We start from the raw sequence: 17,830 nt of genomic DNA on the forward strand, positions 1-17,830 counted from the left end.
CGGTTTTACTGGAGCTGTTCAAACCGCAACGGGGGCCTTTCCTATAACCGCATATCTGTAATCTAATATTGCTTTACTTAAAATAATCAGGATATTGTGCACGCAATTCCCCAACATCGATCTTATAGCGATTCAAATGCTCTTCTGTCAAGGCTCTTGCCTTTGCAGTGTCGCGGGCGGCGATGGCATTGGTGATGTCTTCGTGATCCTGGACAATCTTTCCGTTTTTCACGCTGCTCAGTGCCAAATTCCGGACCCGGTCGAAGTGGATGGCGATGTTGTCCATCAGGGTATAGACCTGGGGCTTCTCCGCAATTTCAAAGAGGGTTTTATGAAACTGGTTGTCCAGCTCCATAAGGGTCTCAGAGAAGTAGTTCTCCAGATAGAATTTCTGGAGCCGCACATTCTCCTGGAGCCGCCGCAGCCCCTCCGGCGTAATCATCTCACAGTCCAGCTCCACTACCGCGCACTCCAGCACCTTTCGCATGAAGCGAGATTCCTCCACCAGGCTGACGTCGATGAGGGAAACGGCACTTCCCTTCTGCGGATAGATCTCCACGATTTTGGCCTTGGACAATTCAATGAGGGCCTCCCGCACCGGTGTCCGGGAAAGTCCCATCTCCGCCGCCAGCTCATTCTCGCTGACCATACTGCCCGGCGCCAGCTCCAGATGAATGATATTATCCCGAATGGTACGCAGGGCATAGTCTCGCCCTGTCTCTCTGGGCAGTCGTTCTGTCAGCCGCATGCTTTCTTCTCCTCTCTCCGCTTGCCGATTCCGCGCCGCAGAGAACCCTCCCTGGACGCAGCCACTAGTATACCAGCTTTTCAAGTCTCTGTCAAAGACCCCGGTTTTCCGTCGTTTCTCCGACAAAATACACAAAATTTGTCCACCATTTTTTATCATTCAGACACTTGTTTTCTAGTATACAAGTATTATAATGATAACTACAAACACGGGCGCTGCACTGGCAGGCCCAACCATCCAGGGAGCAGTTTTAGGAGGAACGCCACATGGACGAAATTCTGCAGAGAATCTATGAAATTGGTATCATCCCCGTCATCGCCATCGATGACGCCGAACAGGCCGTGCCTCTGGCCCGGGCGCTTGTGGCCGGTGGCCTGCCCGCCGCCGAGGTGATCTTCCGCACCGCTGCCGGTGAGGAAGCCATTCGCCGCATTTCCACTGAGGTGCCCGAGATGCTGGTGGGCGCCGGCACCGTCCTCACCAAGGACCAGGCCGACCGCGCCATCGCCGCCGGATCCAAGTTCATCGTCAGCCCCGGCTTCAACCCCGAGATCACCCGCTACGTCATCGACAAGGGCGTCCTCATGATGCCCGGTACCGCCACCCCCGGCGAGATGGAGCAGGCCATGAGCATGGGCCTGAACGTGCTCAAGTTCTTCCCCGCCGAGCAGCACGGTGGCGTGGCCAAGCTGAAGGCTCTGGCCGGCCCCTACACCAATCTTCGCTGGATGCCCACCGGCGGTGTGAACACCAAGAACATGATGGACTACCTGAACTTCGACCGCATCGTGGCCTGCGGCGGCACCTGGATGGTGAAGAAGGACCTCATCGACGGCCAGAAGTGGGACGAGATCACCGCCATCTGCAAGGATGCGGTCCAGACCATGCTGGGCTTCTCCCTCCACCACGTGGGTATTCCCTGCGGCGACGCCGACAAGGCCGCCAGCACCGCCAAGACCATCTGCGCCCTCTTCGGCTTCCCCTATAAGGCCGGCAACTCCTCCGACTTCGCCGGTCCCGTGGAGTGCTGCAAGGTGGAGTTCCCCGGTGAGCGGGGCCACATCGCCATCGGCGTCAACAATATCGACCGCGCCATCTTCCACCTGGGTCTCCAGGGCGTCACCTTCGACGAGTCCACCCGGAAGATCGACGAAAAGGGCAAGACCAAGGCCATCTATGTCCAGGGCGACTTCGGCGGCTTCGCCATCCATCTTGTGCGGAAGTAAAGAAAGGGGTAAAATAATATGTCTAAGATCGTGACCTTCGGTGAGCTGATGATCCGGCTCCAGCCTTATAACTATGAGCGTTTCGTCCAGGCCGATCACCTGGAGTTCTCCTTCGGCGGCGGCGAGGCCAACGTGGCCATGTCCCTGGCCAACTACGGCATGGATGCCGCCTACGTCACCAAGCTGCCCGCTCACGCCATCGGCCAGGCCGCTGTCAACTCCCTGCGCCGCTACGGCGTAGACACCTCCATGATCGTCCGGGGCGGCGACCGCGTGGGCATCTACTTCAATGAGAAGGGCGCCTCTCAGCGCGGCTCCGTGTGCATCTACGACCGGGCCCACTCCGCCATCCAGGAGGCCACTACCGCCGACTTCGTCTGGAACAAGATTTTCGAGGGCGTGGATTGGTTCCACTTCACCGGCATCACCCCCGCTCTGGGCCCCAATGTGGTGGAGATCTGCAAGGAGGCCTGCAAGGCCGCCAAGGCCAAGGGCGTGAAGATCTCCTGCGACCTCAACTACCGCGGCAAGCTGTGGACCCGTGAGCAGGCCCGTGAAGCCATGACCGAGCTGTGCCAGTATGTGGACGTGTGCATCTCCAATGAGGAGGACGCCAAGGACGTGTTCGTCATCGAGGCTGAGGCCACCGATATCTACGCCGGCGAAATCAATCGGGAGGGCTACAAGTCCGTGGCCAAGCAGCTGGCCGACAAGTTCGGCTTCGAGAAGGTGGCCATCACTCTCCGTGAGTCCCACTCCGCCTTCGACAACGGCTGGAGCGCCATGCTCTACGATGTGTCCTCCGACGAGTACTGCTTCTCCAAGAAGTACGAGCTCCACATCATCGACCGTGTGGGCGGCGGCGACAGCTTCGGCGGCGGCCTCATCTATGCCCTGCTCAACGGCAAGTCCACTCAGGACGCCGTGGAGTTCGCCGTGGCTGCTTCTGCCCTCAAGCACTCCATCGAGGGCGACTACAACATGGTCACCGTCTCCGAGGTGGAGAAGCTGGCCGGCGGCGACGGCTCCGGCCGCATACAGCGGTAACACTATCTCAGACAGACGGCGCCTCCCCTGCGGAGTGCGCCGTCTTCTGGCTATCTTTTTGAAAAGGAGGTTCGCGGCGGCGTCCCCATCGCCATGAAAGCATTTATGGACAAGGATTTCCTGTTGGAGACCGAAACCGCAAAGCACCTCTTCCACGACTACGCTGAGTCCCTCCCCCTGGTGGACTACCACTGCCACATTCCCCCTCAGGAGATCTACGAGGACCGCCGGTTCGACGACCTGGCCCAGGTGTGGCTTGGCGGCGAGAATCCAGACGGCACTTACTTTGGTGACCACTACAAGTGGCGGCTCATGCGCTCCAATGGCGTCAGCGAGGACTACGTCACCGGCTCCAAGCCCGGCCTGGAGCGGCTGGAAAAGTTCGCCGAGGCCGTGGAGTTGGCCATCGGCAACCCTATGTACCACTGGTGCAACCTGGAGCTGCGGAAGTTCTTCGGCTATGAGGGCTACCTCTCCCCCAAGTCCGTGAAAGAGATCTGGGACGTGACCGGCGAGAAGCTGCGCCACGACCCCGACCTCACCGTCCGCGGCCTCATCCGCAAGGCCAACGTGGCCTTCATCGGCACCACCGACGACCCCATCGACTCCCTGGAGTGGCATGAGAAGATCGCCAACGACCCCACCATCACCTTCCAGGTCTGCCCCTCCTTCCGCCCCGACAAGGCCGTCAACATCAACAAGGCCGGCTTTGCTGAGTATATGGGCAAGCTGGCCACCAGCGTGGGTAAGGAGGCTCTCACCTCCGCCCAGGAAGTCTGCGATGCCCTGGTGGAGCGGCTGGAGTTCTTCGCGAAGATGGGCTGCCGGGCCAGCGACCACGGCCTGGACTATGTGCCCTTCCGCACCTGCACCATGGAAGAGGCCGACGCCGCCTTCCGGAAGGCCATGGCTGGTGAGGAGCTGACTCTGGCCGAGATCGAGGGCTATCAGACCACCCTCCTGCTTCACCTGGGCCGCGCCTATCACCGTCTGGGCATCGTCATGCAGCTCCACTACTCCTGCCTCCGCAACAACAATGAGCGGATGTTCCGGCGTATGGGAGCCGACACCGGCTTTGATATGATCGCCCAGAACACCTGCGGCGGCAGCATCGCCCAGCTCCTCTCCGCCCTGGACCTGACCGAGGAGTGCCCCAAGACCATTCTCTACTCCCTTAACCCAGCCGACAATGCTCAGCTGGGCACCCTGCTGGGCTGCTTCCAGTCTGACGAGATTCCCGGCAAGATCCAGCACGGTTCCGCCTGGTGGTTCAACGACACCAAGACCGGTATGGAGGAGCAGATGAAGTCCCTGGCCAGCCTGGGCCTGCTGGGCAACTTCGTGGGCATGCTCACTGACTCCCGCTCCTTCCTCTCCTACGCCCGGCACGATTACTTCCGCCGCATCCTGTGCAACCTCATCGGCCACTGGGTGGAAAACGGCGAGTACCCCAACGACGAGGAGGCCCTGAAGAAGATCGTAGAGGGCATCTGCTACAACAACGCTACCCGTTATTTCAACCTGTAACACATACTGTCAAGAAACCAAAAAAGCTCCGTTGGAATGGTCCATTCCAACGGAGCTTCTTTCATTCTGTAATTTGGGCTGCCGGACAGGCTCGCTTCCATCGCCCGCGCAGGTAGACGGTACCGCTGATGATAATGCCGATGGCCCAGCCGATGGGATACGCCCAGTAAAGGGCCTCCTTGCCATAGAAGTGGGCCAGCAGGTAGGCCGCCGGTACCCGGGCCACCCACAGGGCCACGATATTGGACACCATGGGGGTCACCACGGCGCCAGCGCCACGGAGAGCGTTGTTGAGGGGATACATGACCGCCAGCAGCACCATGGTAGAGAGGACCCGCTCCAGATAGGCCCGTCCCGCCTGGATCACCGCCGGGTCGGAGCTGAAAATGGAGAGGAAAAAGTCGGAGTTGGGCACCACTAGGGCCGACATGACGGCGCACACCACAATACAAAGCACCAGGGCCTTCCGTACGCCGGTCTTGACCCGGTCCAGTCTGCCCGCCCCCACGTTCTGGCCTACATAGGTGGTCACCGCCAGGGCGAAGCTGTCGATGGGCATGAAGGCAAAGGTGTCGATCTTATTGGCGGCGGAGAAACCTGCGGCAAACTGCTCCCCAAAGCTGTTGATGAGGGCCTGGAGTACCAGTACAGCCACTGCCAGCTGACACTGCTGGATGCCCGATGGCACCCCCAAACGCAGCACCCGGCGGAGGAGGGGCTTCTCTATTGCCAGCCGGAAGGGTCGAATGGAAAAATAGCTGTACTTCCGGTTTACATAGAAGATGCCGAAGAGCCAGGAACTGATCTGGGCGATGATAGTGGCCAGAGCCACGCCAAAGACGTCCCAGTGGAAAACCAGCACAAAGACCAGGTCCAGCACAATGTTGATGACGCAGGCCACTGCCAGAAAAAGCAGCGGCGTCCGGCTGTCCCCCAGACCCTGAAGGATACCGGCGTTGATGTTATAGCCCAGACTGCCAATGATGCCGGCAAAGACCACCAGCAAATAGATATGTGCCTGATCATAGGTACTCTCCGGCACATGGATGAGCCGCAGCACAGGCCCGGCGATGGCCAGTCCAAAGACGGTGAGCGGAATGATGCTGACCATAAAGGCACCGTACACCGTGTTCACGCTGCGGCGGACGGCGTCCCTGTCCTCGGAGCCGATGAACTGGGCGATCATGACACTGGCGCCGATGGACAGGCCGATGAACAGCGATGAGAGCAGGAAGACCACCGGGAAGGCGATCCCCACCGCCGCCAGTGCGGTGGTGCCCACAAACTGACCCACCACCCAGCTGTCCACCATGTTGTAGAGCTGCTGAAAGGCATTGCCCACCAAAAGGGGCAGGGAAAACCGCACGATGAGGCCCAGAGGCTCTCCCCGGGTCATGTCGATGGTCTTCTCGCGTCCCACGGACACGTCCTCCCTCCTCTCTTACGTACGCTCCCGCAGGTACTTCTGATACAAAAGCCGTAGACCGTCGGGGATGAGCTGACTGTCCACCACATCAATGAGGTCAGTGCCGGCGGCGATGACCGGCGCCAGACCGCCAGTGGCCACCACGGTGGCTTTCGGTTCGTTGATCTCCTCCCGAGCCTGGGTGATGAGGCGCTCCATAGCCCCGATGTAACCCAGCACCGCTCCAGCCTGGATCTGACCCACGGCGGTGCCGCTGAGGACCCGCTCCGGCAGCGCCAGATTGACCTGAGGCAGCAGGGCGGTCTTCTGGAAGAGGGCCTCAATGGAGATCCTTGCGCCGGCGGTGATGCATCCGCCCATATAGACCCCATCCCGGCTGATGGCATCCACCGTGGTAGCAGTGCCCATATCGGCCAGGATGAGAGGGGCGCCGTACTTGTGGATGGCGGCCACACAGGCCACCGACCGGTCGGTGCCCAGATGTTCGTTGCTCACCACTCCATAGGGGAGCCCCGGGTCCACATCCACGTCGACCACGATGGGCGTCTTACCCAGATAGCGGATTAGAGCGTCCGTGAGCGCCGCCATCACCGGCGGCACCACCGAGCTGATGATCGCATCCGCCAGATCCTCCGGCTTGATCCCCAGCCGGGAGAGCTGGTTCCAGATGTCCATGCCCAGCTCGTCAGAGGTCCGGCCAGCCACTGTGGTCAGCCGAAAGCTCCCCTTCAAGACTTCCCCGTTGAATACGCTGAATACCATATTGGTGTTGCCCACATCGATGGTCAACAACATATCCGTCACTTCCTTCCGCCGGTCACACGCCGGCTCTGTTCTCTTCGATACGGAAGAGAGGTTCCCCCTCCCCCAGCTCGATCACGCCATAGGTTCCCCGGCTGCCTCGACAGGAGCCGGGGTTCATCAGGTGTAGCCCCATAAGGTCCCGGTCCAGTGCGATATGGGTATGGCCACAGAGCAGAATATCCGCTTCGGCCTCCCGGGCCGCCCACATGGCCCTGGAATACCCCAGCTTCACCTCATACCGGTGGCCGTGCATCATGAGGATGCGTTTCCCCTCTACCAGCAGCACCCGCTGGTCGGGTACCTCGGTAAAGCCGTCACAGTTGCCGCAGACGTTCTGCATGGCCTGCGTTATGGGCAGACGCCGCTGGAGTTCGTCAAAATCCCTGCACAGATCCCCCAGGTGGAGAATCAGGTCGGGCCGCTCCCGGGCCACCGCCCGCTCCATAGCGTCCACATCCCCATGCGAGTCGGACAGAACCAATACCTTCTTCATTTCGGTCACCTCTGGGAAAAAGTCACATATAATACCATGAGTCCGGTCATATCTTAGATGGAGGGATCCCACATGGCAAACAAATCACAGCCCGGCAGCATCCTGCACACACCCCAGGCGGAAAAGCTCCTCAAGGACAAGGCGGCCCTGGAACGGCTCCTCCGCTCTCCGGACACCAAAGCCCTGATGGAAATGCTGCAGCGACAGGGCGGGCTTCAGGCAGCGACCGACGCCGCCATGCGCGGGGACCCTACACAGCTTCAGAACCTGGTGGGACGGGTCATGGACGACCCAACCGGCGCCGGTGTGGTGGAGCGTATCAAACGGAACGCACCTAAGCCATAAAATCTGCCTGGCTGTCGGGCGCAGAGAGGGGGCATGGCCATGTCGGACGGCTTTTCAGAAAAACTCAATGCCATATTGGCAGACCCCGACGCCATGGGCAAGATCATGTCCCTGGCCCAGAGCCTGGATGGCGAAGCAGCTCCCAACGATCAGGACACCCCAGAGGAACCGCCCGTCCCGTCTGGATACCAAGCGGACACGCCGCCCGACCTGAGCGGCCTGCTGAGTGCCTTCACCGGCGGCAGCGGCGGCGAAGGGCTGGACCCCAAGCTGCTGCAGTTGGCTGGCCGGCTGCTCTCCGAGTGGAACCGGCCCGACGACCACAAGACCGCTTTGTTGGCCGCTCTGCGGCCCTACGTGAAGCCGGAGCGCTATGCCAAAGTGGACCGGGCCATCCAGATCGCCAAGTTTTCCCGGCTCATCCGAGTGGCTCTGGCCGCTCTGCGGGAGGGACGAGAGGATGTATAACCGCTATATTCCCCGCTCCGGAGGCTATGAACGGGTCGCAGTAGAGGAAAGCCAGGACCGGTACAGCGGCAGCGAACACCATCAGGACCGGAGACCGCCGCCCGCCGGAGGGCCGGCAGGCGGCGGTCATGGCGCCTGGCTCACAGGACTTCTCAAGAGCCTGGGGCTGGAGGAGCTGGACCGGGGAGACATTCTCCTCCTGCTGATTCTGCTCCTGCTGCTCACCGACGGTGACGACCTGGAACCGGTCATCACCCTGGGACTCCTGCTCCTCTTCGGTCTGGGCTGCCGGGAGAGCAGAGACAAATCATGAATTATGGCGTGGTCTGTTCGTACAGCACAGTGCCGTCGGGCAGGGTAAAGCGGTCCTTCTCCGCCGCCTGGAGCACTTCTGCATCGGTGGAGCGCATCCGCATGATTACCACGTCATCCTTGACCGTCTCCGAGGCGATCAGCAGGCCGTTGCCGGTGGAGACCCAATAGCGCTCCAGGTAACCCAACTCGTCTACAGAGGTCTCCACATAGATACAGGGTACCCCATCACGGGTCACATAGTTGGCATCCACGATCATTTCTTTGTCCAGCGCCAGCACGTCCTCATAGGTAGGGATATGCTGGGCCAGGTCGGCTCCGTTCTTCCCCACCGGCCAGGACTTGACCTCCTTGCTGCCGGCGTACCAGCGGTAGAGGGTCCCCTCTCCACTCTCAGGATCCGTATAGACAATGGTGTACTGGGTCCCCATTGGCTGGAAGCTCTGAGTCAGCTCAATGCTGGTCCAGGCGCCGTCTACCAGAACGTTCGCGGTAAAGTTTCCAGCCTGACCCGCTCCGGTGGCCATCTCCACCGTGACCATGCGGGCATAGTTCTCCGGCCGGGTCAAGGTGGCAATGATGTTCTGCACTGTCTCCGGCGTCGTACGGACTGGCAGCACCTGACCGCCGCCCTCCAGACCCTCATCTTCGCCGGAGGATGTGGCAGCCGGTGTGGGCAGGACAATCTCCGCCCCTTTACCGGCAAAAATATTGAGGCCGAAGCTGGAGATCAATGCCACCGTCATCACCAGGACGATGAGCAGGAAGAGCACCAGTTTGTTTTTTCGTTCCATCCTGCTCCCTCCTGTCCCAACTGCGAATCAGGTCCGGAACTCCTCCGGCGCCTCTTCCCGCAGGCCGAATTTCCACTCAATGGCGTCAGCGATGCGCCGGCAGGCCTGCCCGTCTCCGTAAGGATTGACGGCGTGGGCCATCTGGGCGTAAACCGCCTGGTCCTCCAGCAGTAGGCTGCCCAGGCGGTAGACCTCGGCCTCCTCCGTCCCCGCCAGCCGGACCGTACCGGCGGTGATGGCCTCCGGCCGCTCGGTCTCCCGGCGGAGGACAAGCACCGGCTTACCCATGGCGGGCGCCTCCTCCTGGAGGCCGCCGGAGTCCGTCATCACCAGATGGCACCGGGCCATCAGATTGTGCATCTCCTCCACGTCCAGAGGATCGATGAGGTGGATGCGGTCGTGGCCGGAGAGGTACTTGGCCGCCGCCTCCCGGACCACCGGGGAGAGATGAACGGGATAGACCAGCTCCACCTGGGGATGGTCCTCCACAATGCGCCGCAGGGCGGTCATGATATGGGCCATGGGTTCACCGTAGTTTTCCCGGCGGTGGCAGGTCACCAGCACCACCTGACGCCGGTTGTAGTCCAGCTCGTTGAGGAGCTGGGTGGAGAACTTAAAGTCGGACCGGACGGTGGTGGACATGGCGTCGATGACCGTGTTGCCCGTGATAAAGACACCTTTGGTGATGCCCTCCCGTGCCAGATTCTCCCGGTTTGCAGGGGTGGGACAGAAGTGGAGGTCGGCGATGTCCCCCACCAGAGTGCGGTTCATCTCCTCCGGGAAGGGAGAATATTTGTCATAGGTGCGCAGCCCCGCCTCCACGTGACCCACCATGACCTGCTGATAGTAGGCCGCCAGGGCGGCGGAGAAGGTGGTGGAGGTGTCACCGTGGACCAGCACCAGGTCGGGCTTGGCCTGGGTCAGCACCCCTTCCACACCGGTGAGGCACTTGCAGGTAATGGTGGAGAGGGTCTGCCGGGGTTCCATAATGTTGAGGTCATAGTCCGGCGTCAGGCCGAAGATATAGAGCACCGAGTCCAGCATCTCACGGTGCTGGGCGGTGACACAGCACAGGCTCTCCACACTCTCCCGGCGGGAGAGCTCCCGGACCAGAGGCGCCATCTTGATGGCCTCCGGCCGGGTACCGAATATGGTCATGACACGGATGGTCTTCACGGCTGATCCTCCTTATGTTCGGCTTCCTCGTTTTTCTTCTTCTCATTGTTGCTCAAAAAGATCCGGGCGGACACGGCACCGGCAGCGCACAGGGCCAGCATCAATAGCATGGCCTTGAGCTCACCGCTGGTGGTGAGCACCACGGCGCACAGACCCAGAATGGCGCTGATGATGTAGAGCACCGCCACCGCCTGCTTCTGGTTGAAGCCCATATCGATGAGCCGGTGGTGGACATGGCTCCGGTCGGGGTGCATGGGACTCTGGCCGTGGGCAATGCGCCGGATGAAGGCAAAGCAGGTATCAAAGATGGGAAGGCCCAGCATCAGGAAGGGCACGGCAAAAGAGATGATGGTATAGAACTTGAAAAGGCCCTGGATGGACATGACGGCCAGGATAAAGCCCAGGAAGGTGGAGCCGGTGTCCCCCATAAAGATCTTGGCGGGATTGAGGTTATAGGGCAGGAAGCCAATGCAGGCACCGGCCAGGGCAGCCATGACAATGGCTACCGGAGCGTCTGCCACCGCCAGAGAGATGACCAGCATGGTAAGGGCGCTGATGGTGGACACACCGCAGGCCAGACCATCCAGGCCATCAATGAGGTTGACGGCGTTGGTGATGGCCACGATCCACAGCACGGTGGCGGGATAGGAGAGCCACCCAAGGTCCCACCAGGGGTTGGGCGAGAGGACGTTAGGGTTGGAGATAATCTCGATGACATTGCCGGACAGTACCGCCACCAGAGCGGCAATGATCTGGATGACCAGCTTGAACTTGGCACCCAGGGCATAGATGTCGTCAAAGATGCCCAGCACCACGATGATGACGCCGCCCAGCAGCATGCCCCGGAACTGAGGGGTCATCTCCACATAGAGCAGAGCGCTGAGGATGAAACCGAAGAAGATGGCCAGGCCGCCCATCCGGGGGATGGGGTGGTCATGCATCCGGCGGTTGTCCTTGGGCACGTCCACGGCGCCCACCTTGAAGGCCAGATTTTTTACCACCGGCGTGGTGATGAGGGAAACCACCATGGCGGTGACCAGAGCGGCGGCCACCCAGCCCATGGTCTGCAAATCACTATTCATTGACAAAAATGCTCCTTTTTCAGACAAGACCGGGCCGTTACCGGGCCACGAAGCCCACCTTTTTGTAGACCTTGCGCAGGGTCTTGTTGGCCACATAGCTGGCCTTTTCGGCGCCGGCACGATAGACCGACTCCAGATAGGCCTTATCGGCCAGGAGCCGCTGGGCCTCCTCCCGGATGGGACGCAGGCACTCGATCACCGCGTCGCCCACGGCGGGCTTGAACTTGCCATAGCCCTGGCCGTCAAACTCAGCCTCGATCTCCTCCATGGCCTTGCCGGTAACCGCGGAGTAGATACTCATGAGGTTGGACACGCCGGGCTTGTTCTCCGGGTCAAAACGGACACAGCGCTCGGTGTCGGAGTCAGTGATGGCCCGCTTGAACTTGCGCTGGATATCCTCCGGCTTCTCCATGAGGAAGACGCAGCCCTCGGGGATGGACTTGCTCATCTTGCTGGAGGGTTCGTTAAGAGACATGATCCGGGCTCCGGTCTTGGGGATGTAGGGCTCCGGGATCTTGAACACGTCGCCGTAGATGTTGTTGAAGCGCTGGGCCACATTCCGGGTGAGCTCCACATGCTGCTTCTGATCGTTGCCCACGGGGACATAGTCGGGCTGGTAGAGCAGGATGTCGGCCGCCATGAGGGCAGGGTAGGTAAAGAGGCCGCCGTTGATGTTGTCGGCATGCTTGGCAGACTTGTCCTTGAACTGGGTCATGCGGCTGAGCTCGCCGAACATGGTGTAGCAGTTGAGGACCCAGCCCAGCTCGGCGTGAGCGGGGATGTGGGACTGGATGAAGAGGGTGTTCTTCTCCGGGTCCAGGCCGCAGGCGATGTAGGCCGCCAGCTGCTCCAGGGTCCGCCGGCGCAGGTCAGCGGGGTTCTGACGGACGGTGATGGTGTGCATGTCGGCCATAAAATAGTAGCAGTCAAACTCCTCGGCCCGGGCGCCCCAGTTCTTGATGGCACCCAGATAGTTGCCCAGATGCAGGTCACCGCTGGGCTGGATACCGGAGAGCATTACTTTTTTCTGCATTTCTTGTTCCATATCATTGCACCTCGAAACAGGATCCTATCGATCTTTCTTACGGAATCGGCGGTCCGCCTCGGGAATCACACCCAAAAGCAGTCCCACAGAGCCTATACAGCGGATAATATCATACCACATTACCCTCAAAATGACAAGGCCGGGGGACGCGTGCACGTCTCCCGGCCCTGTCATTTTTTCAGTTTTCAGCACCCGTGCCGACGGGCGGCCTCCAGGGTGTTCACCATCAGCATGGCCCGGGTCATAGGGCCCACGCCTCCGGGCACCGGAGTGATGAGAGAGGCCTTCTCGGCCACGGCTGGGTAGTCCACGTCGCCGCAGAGCTTGCCGGCCTCATTGCGGTTCATGGCCACGTCGATGACCACCGCGCCCTCCTTCACCATGTCGGCGGTGATGATGTTCCGCTTTCCAACCGCCGCCACCAGGATATCAGCCCGGCGGCAAACCTCGCCCAGGTCTTTTGTCCGGGAATGGCAGATGGTGACGGTGCCGTGGGCGGCCAGGAGCAGCATGCCCATGGGCTTGCCCACGATGTTGGACCGGCCCACCACCACGCACTCCTTCCCCTTGGGGTCCACCCCGTACTCCTTGAGCATCTCCATGACGCCGGCGGGGGTGCAGGGGGCGAAGCAGGGCTGGCCGGTGGACAGCCGCCCCACGTTGATGGGGTGGAAGCCGTCCACGTCCTTGTCCGGGTCGATGGCCAGCAGGACCGCCTCCTCGTCATAGCCCTCGGGCAGGGGAAGCTGACAGAGGATGCCGTCGATGTCCGGGCGGCCGTTGAGGCTCTCAATGATCTCCATGAGGGCGGCCTGGCCTGCGTCCGCGGGAAGAGCATACTCCTCGCTGTAAATGCCGCACTCGTCGCAGTCCTTCCGCTTGCTGTTGATGTATGTACGGGAGGCCTGGTTGTCTCCCACAATGATGACCGCCAGACCAGGCCGCCGGGACAGGCTTTCCACCTCCTTGGCCACCCTGGCCTTGCACTTGGCCGCCAGGGCCTTGCCGTCAATGACCGTCGCCGCCATGCTCGTCCTCCTCCTTTTCGTTGTGTTCCGCCCGGCGGGCCTCTTTGGCCGCCCGGAGCCGATTGACGTAAAGTTCTTCCGGCTTATGACGCCGTACAAAAAGATGATAGATCAAAAAGCCCGCCGCCACCAAAGCCGAGGCAAAGCCCAGCACCTGGGACACACGGATGGGGGTATGGAAGAAATAGAGGCTGTCGGTGCGCAGGCCCTCAATGATTCCCCGCCCGAATCCATACCACAGAAAATAGCTCCACATGATTTGACCGTCGAAGCGGCGTTTCCCTTTGAGCACCACCACGAGCAGCAGCAGGAAGCCCAGCAGGTTCCACAGCGACTCGTAGAGGAAGGTGGGGTGGACCTCCATGTACTGCCAGGCGCCGTTCACATAGGCGTCGATGCCCATGCGCCAGGGCAGGTCGGTGGGTCCGCCGTAGGCCTCCACATTCATGAAGTTGCCCCAGCGGCCCACGCACTGGCCGATGAGGAGGCCGAAGACCCCCACGTCGGCAAAGGCAAAGAAGTTAATCTTTTTCACCCGGCAGAAGACGATAAGGGTGAGGACTGCCGCGATAACGCCGCCGTAGATGGCCAGGCCTCCGTCCCGGATGTCCAGCATCTCCAGGAAGTTGAAGCTCCCGTCCTCATTCCGGTAGAGATCCAGGTAGAAGATGACATAGTAGAGCCGGGCTCCGATGATGGCTAGGGGCACGGCGAAAAACAGCAGGTCAATGATATCGTCGGGTTTGATGCCGAACCGAGGCGCCATTTTATAGCAGAAGACCACCGCCAGCAAAAAACCGCAGGCAATGATGACGCCATACCAATAGATGGGCAGGCCAAAGAGCTCGAAGGCCACCCGGTTGAGGTGGAACTCCAGACCCAGGCCGGGAAAAAGGACGGTCCTGGTCATGCCTGCTCCTCCTTGGGGAGGACGATGGACAGTCCGGTGCGCTCCGGGGTCATCCACCGCCGGACCACATCCTCCACATCGGCCTTTCCGATGGCCTCAAAGACCTCCGGGAACCGGAAATACTCCTCACCGGCGAAGTGGCTCTGGGCCAGGCCGATGCAGATATTTTCAAAAGAGTTGAGGCCACGGACCTTGGCACCGTAAACACCCTTCTTGATGCGTCCAAAGAGGGCAGGGTCCAGTCCCTCCCGGCCGATGCGCTCCACCTCGTCGGCAATGGCCTGGCGCACCGCCCTGGGGTCCCGGCTCTCGCCGCCCACGGTGAGCATGGCGCACTGGGGATAGGCCTCGTAGCCGTAGCTGAAGCTCTGGTTCACTAGGCCCTGACTGTACAGCCGGGCGTAAAGGGGCGTGGAGGTGCCGAAGACAGCCTCGCAGGCCAGCTCGCTCAGGAACTGCTGACGCATGTGGGCCTCGCCTTTGGGGGCGGGGTCGGCCTTCCAGCCCAGCTGGAAGATGGGGGTGGACACCGCCATGGACTGGACGGTCTCCGGCCGGAAAGCGCCCTCGGACTCGGGCTTGCCGTAGTCCCGGGGAATGTCGGTGATGCCCTCCTTGGGCAGGATCTCCAGCGCAATCTCCCGCACCCGCTCGGGGTCCACGTTGCCGCAGACGCATAGGGTCATATTCCCCGGATTATAGAAGGCGGCGTGGCAGGCGTACAGAGTATCAGAGGTGATCTCGGCAATGGACTCCACCGTGCCGGCGATGCTCACCCGGACGGGGTTGTGGGCGTAGAGGGCCTCCAGCATGCCGTAAAAGACCTGGTTCTGGGGGTCATCCTCCACCATGCGGATCTCCTGGCCGATGATGCCCTGCTCCTTGTCCACGCTCTCGGGGGTGAACCAGGGTACAGAGACAAAGGAGAGGAGTATCTTCAGATTCTCCTCAAACTTCTCCGTGCTCTCAAAGTAGTAGCCGGTGATGTCGGTGGAGGTGAAGGCATTGGGGCTGGCCCCGTTGGCGGCCAGGTCCTGGAGGGCGTTGCCGTCCTTGGTGTCAAACATCTTGTGCTCCAGGAAGTGGGCCACTCCGGCGGGGGTGTCGTGCCAGGCGCCGTTCAACTGGAAGCGCATATCCATGCCGCCGTAGTTGGTGGCAAAAAAGGCAAAGCTCTTGGAAAACTCCGGCTTCACATCCACGTAGATGTGGAGGCCGTTGTTCAGCTGGGTATGGTAGAGCTTCTCTCCGATGCGGGTATATTCCTTGGTCTCCATGGTATCAGTCCTCCTTGCCCTTGAGGAAATAGATGGTGTCCAGTTCCATTTTCTTGGCCACCGCCACCACCTGCTCCCGGGTGACAGCCTCCACCCGGTCCACCAGGTCCTGGGGAGACTCCTCCAGGCCGGCCACCGCCTGGCCCATCCAATAATCCTCCAGCCGGCCCTGGGCGTCCATAGTGGCACGCAGAGCGCTGACCACGGCCCGCCGGGCACCTTCCAGCTCCCAGTCCTCAAAGGCTCCGGTGCGGCAGTTGTCCAGCTGGGCCAGGATCTCGGCCTTGGCCTTCTCATAGTTTCCAAACTCGATGCCCGAGGAGACCACCATGACCCCCTTGAACTTTTCCAGCATGGAGCTGGCAAAGTAGCACAGGGAGAGCTTCTCCCGGACGTTGAGGAAGAGCTTGGAGGTGGGAGTGCCGCCGTAGAGGGCGTTGAACACCAGCAGAGCCGGGTAGTCCTCCTCCCACACGCAGGCGCCGCCCGTGCGGAAGCCCAGCGCCAGCTTGCCCTGGGTCACATCCAGAGACTCGGTGACCAGCCGGGGCTGGTCCTGGGTGGCGTTATCCTGAACACTGTGGTCGGGCTCCTCCAGCTCCCCCGCCCGGGGCAGGCCGTCCAGGGCGGCGGTGAGGGCGGCGGCCACCCGGTCGGCGTCGGCGCTGCCGCAGTAGTAGAGCTCCACCGGGGCGTGGGCCAGGAGGGCCTGGTAGCGCTCCCACAGTCCCTCTGCCGTGATGGCGGCAGCACTCTTCTCATCGCCCAGCCGGTCCACACCGTAGGGCTCCCCGGCGCACATCTCCTGGGTGAGGCGCAGGAGGGAGTAGGAGCGCTTCTCGTTTACCTGGGCCTGGATGCGGTCCACCAGGTTGCTCCGCTCCCCCTCCACATACTCCTTTTTAAAACCGCCGTTCTCGGTGGCGGGGCGCAGCAGCACCTCCCCCATCAGGCTGGCGGCCTGCTCCAGGATGTGGGCATCGTCCAGAGCGTAGGCGTCGTCCAGGAAGCTGCCCACGAAGCCGATGCCCTGGGCCTCTCCCTTCTTACGGACGGCAGGCTCAATGGAACCGCCGTAGAGCTCATCCAGGGCGGCGGAGAGGGACTCCATGTCGGGATGCTCCCGTGTGCCCCGGCGGAGAACATAGGGCAGGAGGGCGTTGGCCGACGCGGTCTTGGCATCCAACGGCGCCATGAGGGTAACGGAGAGCAGATTGCTCTTGAATTTATTGGTCTGCACCGCCGTCAAACGGACGCCGGGCAGCAATTCCCTGTGGGTCACTTGGGTCATATCTGACCTTCCTTTCCTTGGTAGGGTTTCTTCACGCAGGTCTCATTATACTATATTTTTCCCGCTTTGACACCCTTAAAACAAAAATCTCCCCGCTCGTCCCTTCCGTCCTTTGCTGAATCCCTTTGGAAGCCCGTCGCACAGCTTCCTTTTCCGGCATAGAATGGGTTTGTAAGGAAGTGATCCCAATATCCATGCGCTCCTGTTTTGCCGCGCTGCGGGCCGGACTGGCCAGGATCCATCCTGTGGACAAGAGTCTGCTGCTGTTCATGGTGCTTCTGCTTCTCCAGTCCGCTTACAGTATTTTCTTTCCCTCTGAAGCCGATCCGGCGGTCGGCGACATCGACGTCATCATACGTACCTCTTCCGCCGCCATTTTCGGCTATTTCCTCAGTGCCAACTTTGTCAATCGCTCCTCCGTCCAGACAGAGATGGTATCGGCTCCGGCTGCGCTGACAACTGCTGCCCAGGCGGGGACTGAGGTCAGCACTCCCAAGAGCCAGATCGGCTTTACATCTGAGGATACCGCTCTGGAAAGCGGCGGTACCCAATCCATCCCCTCCCCTTCTCTTCCGGCCTGGCTCCCGGATACCAACTGTCTCCAGGTGGCCACAGCCACAGTCATCGGCCTTTTCTGTCTGCTGGTCCTGCTGATTCTCCGGAACATGGGGGCTTCGGGCAGTCAGCTTCTGGCCTCCGACTCTGTCAGTGCCACGGTGGTCCAGTTCCGTGACTTTGTCTCAGGCTGCGTGGGTTTTCTCATCGGCTTTCCCACCCATGACAACAATCGAACTTCCGCTTGAAAAGAACGCGGCGCGCCTGGGGAACACC

Annotated in this window: 19 protein-coding genes; 7 read left to right on the plus strand and 12 right to left on the minus strand. The window is 61.0% G+C overall.

The annotated features are described in order from the left end of the window. Window positions 1-73 precede the first annotated feature (73 nt). Window positions 74-748 carry a GntR family transcriptional regulator gene (locus E0E29_RS13090; protein ID WP_130850216.1) on the minus strand — a complete coding sequence of 225 codons (675 nt, stop codon included), beginning with the start codon at window positions 746-748 and terminating at the stop codon, window positions 74-76. Between the two features lie 266 nt (window positions 749-1,014). Between E0E29_RS13090 and E0E29_RS13095 the strand changes: the two genes are divergently transcribed. The 3 genes from E0E29_RS13095 (at window position 1,015) to uxaC (ending at window position 4,548) form a co-directional block, all read left to right on the plus strand. Beyond that, window positions 1,015-1,974, plus strand: a complete 960-nt coding sequence (locus tag E0E29_RS13095) for a bifunctional 4-hydroxy-2-oxoglutarate aldolase/2-dehydro-3-deoxy-phosphogluconate aldolase (RefSeq protein WP_130850217.1) — start codon at window positions 1,015-1,017, stop codon at window positions 1,972-1,974. 18 nt (window positions 1,975-1,992) lie between these two features. Then, complete coding sequence (locus E0E29_RS13100) at window positions 1,993-3,021, plus strand: sugar kinase (protein ID WP_130850218.1); 1,029 nt, start codon at window positions 1,993-1,995, stop codon at window positions 3,019-3,021. 93 nt (window positions 3,022-3,114) lie between these two features. After that, entirely contained in the window at window positions 3,115-4,548 is a 1,434-nt protein-coding gene (gene uxaC / locus E0E29_RS13105; RefSeq protein ID WP_130850219.1) for a glucuronate isomerase, read from the plus strand. Between the two features lie 61 nt (window positions 4,549-4,609). Here uxaC and E0E29_RS13110 read toward each other — a convergent pair whose 3' ends face one another. Genes E0E29_RS13110 through E0E29_RS13120 form a run of 3 tightly spaced genes read right to left on the minus strand, consistent with a single transcriptional unit; the run spans window position 4,610 to window position 7,271 of the window. Continuing rightward, complete coding sequence (locus tag E0E29_RS13110; RefSeq protein WP_242622498.1) at window positions 4,610-5,968, minus strand: MATE family efflux transporter; 1,359 nt, start codon at window positions 5,966-5,968, stop codon at window positions 4,610-4,612. A gap of 21 nt (window positions 5,969-5,989) precedes the next feature. Then, a complete protein-coding gene (locus E0E29_RS13115; protein ID WP_130850220.1) occupies window positions 5,990-6,769 on the minus strand; it encodes a type III pantothenate kinase in 780 nt (259 codons plus the stop codon). A 22-nt stretch (window positions 6,770-6,791) separates the two neighbouring features. Then, window positions 6,792-7,271, minus strand: a complete 480-nt coding sequence (locus E0E29_RS13120) for a metallophosphoesterase (protein ID WP_130850221.1) — start codon at window positions 7,269-7,271, stop codon at window positions 6,792-6,794. Window positions 7,272-7,343: 72 nt separating this feature from the next. On the opposite strand from E0E29_RS13120, the gene E0E29_RS13125 reads away from it, so the two are divergent. The 3 genes from E0E29_RS13125 to E0E29_RS13135 are packed head-to-tail and all read left to right on the plus strand — an operon-like array spanning window position 7,344 to window position 8,397. After that, a complete protein-coding gene (locus E0E29_RS13125; protein ID WP_130850222.1) occupies window positions 7,344-7,616 on the plus strand; it encodes a hypothetical protein in 273 nt (90 codons plus the stop codon). Window positions 7,617-7,655: 39 nt separating this feature from the next. Continuing rightward, window positions 7,656-8,084: a hypothetical protein gene (locus E0E29_RS13130; protein ID WP_130850223.1), complete on the plus strand. Its 429-nt coding sequence runs from the start codon at window positions 7,656-7,658 to the stop codon at window positions 8,082-8,084. Next, entirely contained in the window at window positions 8,077-8,397 is a 321-nt protein-coding gene (locus tag E0E29_RS13135; RefSeq protein WP_130850224.1) for a hypothetical protein, read from the plus strand. Before E0E29_RS13130 ends, E0E29_RS13135 begins: the two co-directional genes overlap by 8 nt. A 1-nt stretch (window position 8,398) precedes the next feature. On the opposite strand, the gene E0E29_RS13140 is transcribed toward E0E29_RS13135, so the two are convergent. The 8 genes from E0E29_RS13140 to yfmF all read right to left on the minus strand — a co-directional run bounded on the left by E0E29_RS13140 (window position 8,399) and on the right by yfmF (window position 16,999). Beyond that, complete coding sequence (locus E0E29_RS13140) at window positions 8,399-9,190, minus strand: hypothetical protein (RefSeq protein ID WP_130850225.1); 792 nt, start codon at window positions 9,188-9,190, stop codon at window positions 8,399-8,401. A 27-nt stretch (window positions 9,191-9,217) separates the two neighbouring features. Beyond that, window positions 9,218-10,366, minus strand: a complete 1,149-nt coding sequence (gene wecB / locus E0E29_RS13145) for a non-hydrolyzing UDP-N-acetylglucosamine 2-epimerase (RefSeq protein ID WP_130850226.1) — start codon at window positions 10,364-10,366, stop codon at window positions 9,218-9,220. Further along, the gene (locus E0E29_RS13150; protein WP_207303607.1) at window positions 10,363-11,448 is read right to left on the minus strand and encodes an MraY family glycosyltransferase; all 1,086 of its coding nucleotides are present in this window, start codon (window positions 11,446-11,448) and stop codon (window positions 10,363-10,365) included. Before E0E29_RS13150 ends, wecB begins: the two co-directional genes overlap by 4 nt. 37 nt (window positions 11,449-11,485) lie before the next feature. Beyond that, window positions 11,486-12,493, minus strand: a complete 1,008-nt coding sequence (trpS, locus tag E0E29_RS13155; protein WP_165449902.1) for a tryptophan--tRNA ligase — start codon at window positions 12,491-12,493, stop codon at window positions 11,486-11,488. Between the two features lie 185 nt (window positions 12,494-12,678). Beyond that, window positions 12,679-13,521, minus strand: a complete 843-nt coding sequence (gene folD, locus E0E29_RS13160) for a bifunctional methylenetetrahydrofolate dehydrogenase/methenyltetrahydrofolate cyclohydrolase FolD (RefSeq protein WP_130850228.1) — start codon at window positions 13,519-13,521, stop codon at window positions 12,679-12,681. Continuing rightward, window positions 13,502-14,431 (minus strand): prolipoprotein diacylglyceryl transferase, encoded by a 930-nt coding sequence (gene lgt / locus E0E29_RS13165; protein WP_130850229.1) that lies wholly within the window; start codon window positions 14,429-14,431, stop codon window positions 13,502-13,504. Before lgt ends, folD begins: the two co-directional genes overlap by 20 nt. Beyond that, the gene (gene yfmH, locus E0E29_RS13170) at window positions 14,428-15,708 is read right to left on the minus strand and encodes an EF-P 5-aminopentanol modification-associated protein YfmH (protein ID WP_130850230.1); all 1,281 of its coding nucleotides are present in this window, start codon (window positions 15,706-15,708) and stop codon (window positions 14,428-14,430) included. Before yfmH ends, lgt begins: the two co-directional genes overlap by 4 nt. Before the next feature lie 4 nt (window positions 15,709-15,712). Next, window positions 15,713-16,999: an EF-P 5-aminopentanol modification-associated protein YfmF gene (gene yfmF, locus E0E29_RS13175; RefSeq protein WP_130850231.1), complete on the minus strand. Its 1,287-nt coding sequence runs from the start codon at window positions 16,997-16,999 to the stop codon at window positions 15,713-15,715. 194 nt (window positions 17,000-17,193) lie between these two features. Between yfmF and E0E29_RS13180 the strand changes: the two genes are divergently transcribed. Continuing rightward, window positions 17,194-17,802, plus strand: a complete 609-nt coding sequence (locus tag E0E29_RS13180; protein ID WP_130850232.1) for a hypothetical protein — start codon at window positions 17,194-17,196, stop codon at window positions 17,800-17,802. Window positions 17,803-17,830: the final 28 nt, after the last annotated feature.

Source organism: Intestinimonas timonensis, from assembly GCF_900626145.1.
Taxonomy (GTDB): domain Bacteria; phylum Bacillota; class Clostridia; order Oscillospirales; family Oscillospiraceae; genus Intestinimonas; species Intestinimonas aquisgranensis.

What these genes read in the sequence shown, in the direction of transcription:
- yfmH (WP_130850230.1), bottom strand. Translation starts at nt 15,708, where the DNA reads ATGGAGACCAAGGAATATACCCGCATCGGAGAGAAGCTCTACCATACC.
- E0E29_RS13095 (WP_130850217.1), top strand. Translation starts at nt 1,015, where the DNA reads ATGGACGAAATTCTGCAGAGAATCTATGAAATTGGTATCATCCCCGTC.
- folD (WP_130850228.1), bottom strand. Translation starts at nt 13,521, where the DNA reads ATGGCGGCGACGGTCATTGACGGCAAGGCCCTGGCGGCCAAGTGCAAG.
- E0E29_RS13100 (WP_130850218.1), top strand. Translation starts at nt 1,993, where the DNA reads ATGTCTAAGATCGTGACCTTCGGTGAGCTGATGATCCGGCTCCAGCCT.
- uxaC (WP_130850219.1), top strand. Translation starts at nt 3,115, where the DNA reads ATGAAAGCATTTATGGACAAGGATTTCCTGTTGGAGACCGAAACCGCA.
- E0E29_RS13150 (WP_207303607.1), bottom strand. Translation starts at nt 11,448, where the DNA reads ATGAATAGTGATTTGCAGACCATGGGCTGGGTGGCCGCCGCTCTGGTC.
- E0E29_RS13120 (WP_130850221.1), bottom strand. Translation starts at nt 7,271, where the DNA reads ATGAAGAAGGTATTGGTTCTGTCCGACTCGCATGGGGATGTGGACGCT.
- E0E29_RS13140 (WP_130850225.1), bottom strand. Translation starts at nt 9,190, where the DNA reads ATGGAACGAAAAAACAAACTGGTGCTCTTCCTGCTCATCGTCCTGGTG.
- E0E29_RS13135 (WP_130850224.1), top strand. Translation starts at nt 8,077, where the DNA reads ATGTATAACCGCTATATTCCCCGCTCCGGAGGCTATGAACGGGTCGCA.
- E0E29_RS13180 (WP_130850232.1), top strand. Translation starts at nt 17,194, where the DNA reads ATGCGCTCCTGTTTTGCCGCGCTGCGGGCCGGACTGGCCAGGATCCAT.
- E0E29_RS13115 (WP_130850220.1), bottom strand. Translation starts at nt 6,769, where the DNA reads ATGTTGTTGACCATCGATGTGGGCAACACCAATATGGTATTCAGCGTA.
- yfmF (WP_130850231.1), bottom strand. Translation starts at nt 16,999, where the DNA reads ATGACCCAAGTGACCCACAGGGAATTGCTGCCCGGCGTCCGTTTGACG.
- E0E29_RS13090 (WP_130850216.1), bottom strand. Translation starts at nt 748, where the DNA reads ATGCGGCTGACAGAACGACTGCCCAGAGAGACAGGGCGAGACTATGCC.
- E0E29_RS13130 (WP_130850223.1), top strand. Translation starts at nt 7,656, where the DNA reads ATGTCGGACGGCTTTTCAGAAAAACTCAATGCCATATTGGCAGACCCC.
- E0E29_RS13125 (WP_130850222.1), top strand. Translation starts at nt 7,344, where the DNA reads ATGGCAAACAAATCACAGCCCGGCAGCATCCTGCACACACCCCAGGCG.
- trpS (WP_165449902.1), bottom strand. Translation starts at nt 12,493, where the DNA reads ATGGAACAAGAAATGCAGAAAAAAGTAATGCTCTCCGGTATCCAGCCC.
- lgt (WP_130850229.1), bottom strand. Translation starts at nt 14,431, where the DNA reads ATGACCAGGACCGTCCTTTTTCCCGGCCTGGGTCTGGAGTTCCACCTC.